Raw genomic sequence first — 5,763 nt, forward strand, 5'->3', positions numbered from 1 at the left:
AAACACTATTTATATTTATTTGACCCCAATGCATGTTCCGTAAAAGAACATGCCCATCATCCCGTTAATTCGGCGTAATTTAACTGTTAGGTTAATTTGCTGCTAAGTTAACGAGCGGGAATTATAAAGACATTTGATGATCTGAATGTGACATTAATCGGATAAAAGCTGTTTCAAATTGTGACTCAAGGTTTGCTTGCCTAAATAGTGAGCCATTTAGCCTGTTTATTTGTTACATCAATGTTTAAATAATTACAGAAAACAGTTTATTAAGAAGAATTAATATTTGTTATTGGAATGGCATTTTATTTGCTCAGCCCCTTGTCAATGTCGGGGATATTTGACTTAAAACTTCAGTAGAATTGTTTTAAACAATTCTTTTACATCAAATTTTAGCCAATGTTGATCACTTATGCGCGCATGTCTCTTGGCTTGATTGAGGTGAGTTAGGTTTAGCGTAGCGTTGGCATAGGCTTATTTAGACGGGTAATACACATAAAGTGATACAAATTAGCGGTGCTCTGGGCGGGTAAAACTTGGCTGAAATGCGCGTAACTTGTTAAGGTAGTTCATCGAAATTGACGTACGAAGCTACACAAGTTCGTTAAAACAGACTGTTGTAAACCGAAAGCCAAAATCCGTTTGCGTGCACCTTTCACCTTAAAAATACAATCGAAAGGGCAGCAACATCCAAGGGAGTTAATATGCGTAAGTCCGTTATTACCACAGCCGTAGCTGCTGCATTGTTACTTGGCGCTTGTTCAGACAAGCCTGATGTAAGCACCAATGAAGCCAAAAATGCCGTTGCAACTCAAACTGCTGCTAAAGCGCAAGCAACTAATGTGCTGCTGAGCAAGAGTCCACTGCAAGATCAAGCGCCGCAATTTAATCTTATTCAGTCCGCAGATTATGCTCCCGCCTTCGAGCAGGGCATTAAAGCTCACGATGCAGAAATCGCTGCGATTGTGAATAACAAACAAGCGGCTAGTTTTGACAATACCATTCTCGCCATGGAAACCTCGGGTGAATTATTAACGCGCGTATCGCGTACCTTCTTTAATCTCGCAGGTCTGATTTCTGATGATGATTTTCAGAAAACCGAAGCGGATCTTGCACCTAAGCTATCTGCCCACCGAGATAATATTTATCTCGATCCGACGTTATTTGCCCGTGTTGAAGCCGTATACCAGCAAAAGAGCAGCCTAAATGCGGAAGATCAGCGTCTAGTTGAATATTACTATGAGCAGTTTGTCCGCGCTGGCGCGAAATTGTCGGCCGAAGATAAAGCTAAGATGCGCGACTTTAACGCTGAGCTTGCAACCTTAGCGACGGACTTTTCACAAAACAGCTTAAAATCATTTAAAGATGATGTGATTGTTGTGACTGATAAAGCCCTGTTAGCCGGTTTATCCGACAGCGAAATTGCTACTTTAGCCGCAGCGGCCAAAGCTGCGGGAAAAGAAGGCTATTTGATTACTTTAGTCAACACGACACGCCAACCTGTGCTTTCTAGCCTGAGCAACCGTGAACTGCGCCAAAAAGTATGGGAAACCTCAGCGCACAGAGCCGTCGCAATCAATGGTCCATTAATTGTCAAAATGGCGCAAATACGGGCTAAAAAAGCCAATTTACTGGGGTTCGATACTTGGGCATCCTATGCGGTTGCCGATCAAATGGCGAAAACCCCAGCCGCTGTGTATGAAATCCTCGATGATTTAGCGCCAAAAGCTTTAGCTCGCGCCAAAGTGGAAGCGGCTGATATTCAAGCTGAAATCAAAAAGGCGGGCGGTGATTTTGAGCTGCAACCTTGGGATTGGGCTTACTACGCCGACAAAGTGCGTAAAGAGAAATACTCACTTGATGAAAGCAGTATCAAGCCTTATTTCGAGTTTAATACTGTACTGAAAGACGGGCTGTTTTTCGCTATGCATAAATTATATGGCATCAGCTTAAAACCGCGTACTGATTTACCCGTGTGGCATTCCGATGTTTTAGCTTTTGAAGTCTTTGATAAAGATAACAGTTCTATTGGCTTATTCTATCTAGACCCGTATGCCCGTGAAGGCAAAGGCGGCGGCGCGTGGATGGATGAGTTCGTCACCCAAAGCGGTCTGCTCGGCACTAAGCCCGTAGTCTATAACGCGCTTAATATTCCTAAGCCAGCCGATGGCCCAACGCTAATGACCTTCGATGAAGTGACCACTCTGTTCCATGAATTTGGCCATGCAATACACGGTTTATTCTCGCAGGTGAAATACCCAAGCGTGGCTGGCACATCAACAGCACGTGACTTTGTTGAGTTCCCATCACAGGTTAACGAAGATTGGAATATTGACCCTGCTGTGATTGCTAACTATGCCAAACACTACAAAACGGGTGAGCCAATTCCTAAGGCGCTGCTTGATAAAATCTTAGCGGCAAATAAGTTTGGCCAAGGTTTTGATACCGTTGAGTATCTGTCAGCGGCCTTGTTAGATATGGAATGGCACTCTATCAGCGCCGATACTCAAATTAGCGATGTAGAGAAGTTTGAGCACCAAGTATTAGCTAAACATGGTCTTGATTTTGCGCCAATTCCACCCCGTTATAAGTCGAGCTACTTTAGCCATGCCTTCTCCGGTGGTTATTCCGCAGGGTATTACGCGTATTTGTGGACCGAAGTGTTTGCCGCCGATGCCTTTGCCTATATGGGCGAGCATGGTGGATTAAAAGCCGATAATGGTGACAAATTCCGTAAGGAAGTCTTATCTAAAGGTAACAGTGAAGATCTCATGCAAGATTATATTCACTTTACGGGTAAAAAACCGACAACAGAGGCACTGTTAAAGCGCCGCGGTTTAGTCGATTAATCGATTCGTTGTAAAAAGGCCCAAAGGCTTGTTAGAGAAACCTAACAAGCCTTTTTTGGGGAGAAAATGCAGCTATTATATTTAAAAGTGTAATGAGCATTTACAAAAATGTTGTTAATTTTTAAATCACATAATTTTTATGTCAATATATTTAATTAAAAGTTTGACATCACTGTTCTTAATGCTTCTATATCGGGTAATCCAATCAATGTTTGGTCCCAAGTAGTGAACATTTGAGTTCGATAGACCAAAATATTGGGTGTTGCCGATTGAGTACGTAGCTGATTAAAATGTTCCGTATGAATAAGGCTTTCTTCAATGATCACTAGCCCAACTTGAAAGTTTTCAACTTGTGCTAAACGAGATGCCTCTGCAAATGAAGCCGTCGTGATTATTCTAAAGTAGCCTAATGAGTTAAGTTGTTTTTCAATACATAGGCGATTCTCATGTTTTTTATCGGCAATAATAATCCGCAAAATTTTTTTAGACATATGGAATACTCTTAATACTAGATTTGAACTTGAGGAATTTCTTTGCCTCTTAGTTTATTGATATGTCATAGTGAATGTTAACGACGTATTTGCACTGCCACCTTTCGCGATATAACCGGTTTGATAGTAAGCAGCTTTAAGGGGAATAGAGTAATTTCCACCTGTTGCAGCATAACCAGAAAAGACATTATCAACACCCAAAGGTAAAGGGTTACTGGAAGCATCGAGTATCTGTACACCAACACCACTGGCAGTGGAGCTAGATTGTAGCGTAACAACTGACTTCGTTGGATTGATAATGGTTGTCGTTGGATCGAGCCGATATTTTATAGAGTTTATACCACTCGGACAGTTATTAAGATTAATTGCAAAAGCTGTTGGTGTCATTCGAGTATTAATTCCTTGAAATCCGGATGCTGGTTGAACACCCATAGGCACGTTTATATTTGAAACGGTGCATGTTTGTTGTGTTATGACCATTTTAGTTGCATTTCTGAAGTAAGTTACTCTTAAATGTCCAACGCTATAATATCCTATATCCCCAGCCGGAATTTCAATAATAGTCTGAGTAGGGCCAATCTTATATATCTCAAGGTAATATGGTATTGAAGTCGGGTATTTCACCCAGTTATTATAGGTACTAACTGTATTATAATAGTCTTTTAAAATATCTCTGTCACTCCAAATATACTTAAAGCCTAAACCTGTTGTGCCAATAGGGAATATGTTTGAACCGTTGGACGGGGCACCAATAGCATTTCGTATACCTATATTATCATTAGCAGTGCACTGATATTGAGGTTCGGAATTAGGGTAGGTAGCGTTAGAACGATAAACCCTTGTTCCAATTGGTGTGTCTCGGGGAATATTGATATTTCCATTAAGTGTAAAGTTCACAAGAGCTGCAACTCCTGAACTCATAGAGCAAGTCGCAGCCGCATCGTCAATCGTAAGAACAGAGATAAATGCACCTAAAAAAAGATGTTTTACATATTTATAGATTGGTTTTTTATTTAAATTCATTTCTAGTCCTTTATTTATAGGTTGCCAATTACTGTTGGTATATTAATTTTTAAAGTGCTCAGTTTCTTACATATTTAATAAAGTTACCGGCTGATATTGGTTTTGAAAAATAATAACCTTGGGCAATATCTGCACCTAAATTCGTTATGCGCTCAAGGTCAGCTTCAGTTTCTACCCCTTCCGCTATGACACTTAACCCTAAGTCATGGGCTAAGAGAATTGTATTGGCTAATATTTTATGGCTGACAAGGCTTTCTCTTGCTTGATGTACGAAATTCCTATCTATTTTTAAAAGATTAAAAGGAGTCAGGGCTAGACGCTGTAATGAAGAGAAACCAGTGCCAAAGTCATCAATAGCACATTTAAATCCATGTAATCTTAATTTGCTAATTGCAGCCGCGAGATCTACTTCGAATCCGGCATAATCCTCTGTGATTTCTATGCCGATATGGGAGGAGTTGATCCCAGATTGCGCTACCCTATGTATTGTATTTTCTGCCCAGCGAACGGAACTTGCGATATCTGCACTGATATTAACGCTGAGGCATAAATCTAAATCTAAATCTAAACCTGAACCTTGCAAATGTTTCAACATGTTGATGGTGTTATCTAATATTTGCTTCCACAACGCATTGCGCATTATGGTCGAATGCATTCTGGGCAATAGGTATTCAGGGCCAAGTACACCCAGTTTTGGATGATTCCAACGGGCCAATGCCTCTGCTCCATAAAGTTTTCCACTTGTGACGTGGTGCTGAGGCTGAAAATAGGCAACAGTATCAATTAAAACTTCTGCAGATTTTCCCGATAATAAACTATCCCACTGTGCTTTATTCATTAAAGTGTTAATATTTACGGGCTGTCCACATAAGCACTCTGCTTTTTTATGCGAAATTGAAGTGTCATCGTTAACAATGTTTTTATTAACATTTTTGCAATCATATTTTTTATTTATAGCGAATGTCGACGGTTGGTTTTTATCCGTTAGTAATAAGGGCACTTTGGAGCTGGGTTTAGCAGATTGATTAAACAATGTTAACTCCGTTATTTTAGATATTCCCATGCCATAAATCAATATGTGCCAAGGTTGGTCATATAGCGCTATTTGTGCCTGTGTCGTATTCATTGTTGCGCATTTATAGGGTCAGGAAATTTAAATGTAAACTAGCAATTATCTACATGAAAATTATGCGGATAAAAACAATTCTAATAGACGTTCTCTACCCAAACACTCAAAAACAATACCAGAGACTATTTATTAAATAGTTGTTACTAACTATGCTAGTTTGCTGGCACTATATTGGCAATGCTTCGATTCTTATATAGTGATTAGGAATTATCCTATAAATGGTGGTGGACTAAATGAATTGGTTGGTTTTACTATTATTTACATAATAAAT

4 protein-coding genes are annotated in these 5,763 nt (G+C 39.9%); 1 reads left to right on the forward strand and 3 read right to left on the reverse strand.

Annotated features, from left to right (window positions below; all coding sequences use genetic code 11):
• Positions 1–704 precede the first annotated feature (704 nt).
• Entirely contained in the window at positions 705–2,849 is a 2,145-nt protein-coding gene (locus KFE26_RS23170) for a M3 family metallopeptidase (RefSeq protein WP_212601861.1), read from the forward strand.
• 155 nt (positions 2,850–3,004) lie between these two features.
• Here KFE26_RS23170 and KFE26_RS23175 read toward each other — a convergent pair whose 3' ends face one another.
• Genes KFE26_RS23175 through KFE26_RS23185 form a run of 3 tightly spaced genes read right to left on the reverse strand, consistent with a single transcriptional unit; the run spans position 3,005 to position 5,489 of the window.
• The gene (locus KFE26_RS23175; protein WP_212601862.1) at positions 3,005–3,340 is read right to left on the reverse strand and encodes a hypothetical protein; all 336 of its coding nucleotides are present in this window, start codon (positions 3,338–3,340) and stop codon (positions 3,005–3,007) included.
• Between the two features lie 54 nt (positions 3,341–3,394).
• Positions 3,395–4,363, reverse strand: coding sequence for a fimbrial protein (locus KFE26_RS23180; RefSeq protein ID WP_212601863.1), 969 nt, complete (start codon positions 4,361–4,363; stop codon positions 3,395–3,397).
• Between the two features lie 58 nt (positions 4,364–4,421).
• Complete coding sequence (locus KFE26_RS23185) at positions 4,422–5,489, reverse strand: EAL domain-containing protein (protein ID WP_212601864.1); 1,068 nt, start codon at positions 5,487–5,489, stop codon at positions 4,422–4,424.
• Positions 5,490–5,763 lie beyond the last annotated feature (274 nt).

Source organism: Shewanella sp. M16, from assembly GCF_018224605.1.
Classification (GTDB): Bacteria; Pseudomonadota; Gammaproteobacteria; order Enterobacterales; family Shewanellaceae; genus Shewanella; species Shewanella oncorhynchi.

Excerpts from the sequence above, each read along its gene's own strand:
- KFE26_RS23180 (WP_212601863.1), bottom strand. The coding sequence starts at position 4,363 with ATGAATTTAAATAAAAAACCAATCTATAAATATGTAAAACATCTTTTT.
- KFE26_RS23170 (WP_212601861.1), top strand. The coding sequence starts at position 705 with ATGCGTAAGTCCGTTATTACCACAGCCGTAGCTGCTGCATTGTTACTT.
- KFE26_RS23175 (WP_212601862.1), bottom strand. The coding sequence starts at position 3,340 with ATGTCTAAAAAAATTTTGCGGATTATTATTGCCGATAAAAAACATGAG.
- KFE26_RS23185 (WP_212601864.1), bottom strand. The coding sequence starts at position 5,489 with ATGAATACGACACAGGCACAAATAGCGCTATATGACCAACCTTGGCAC.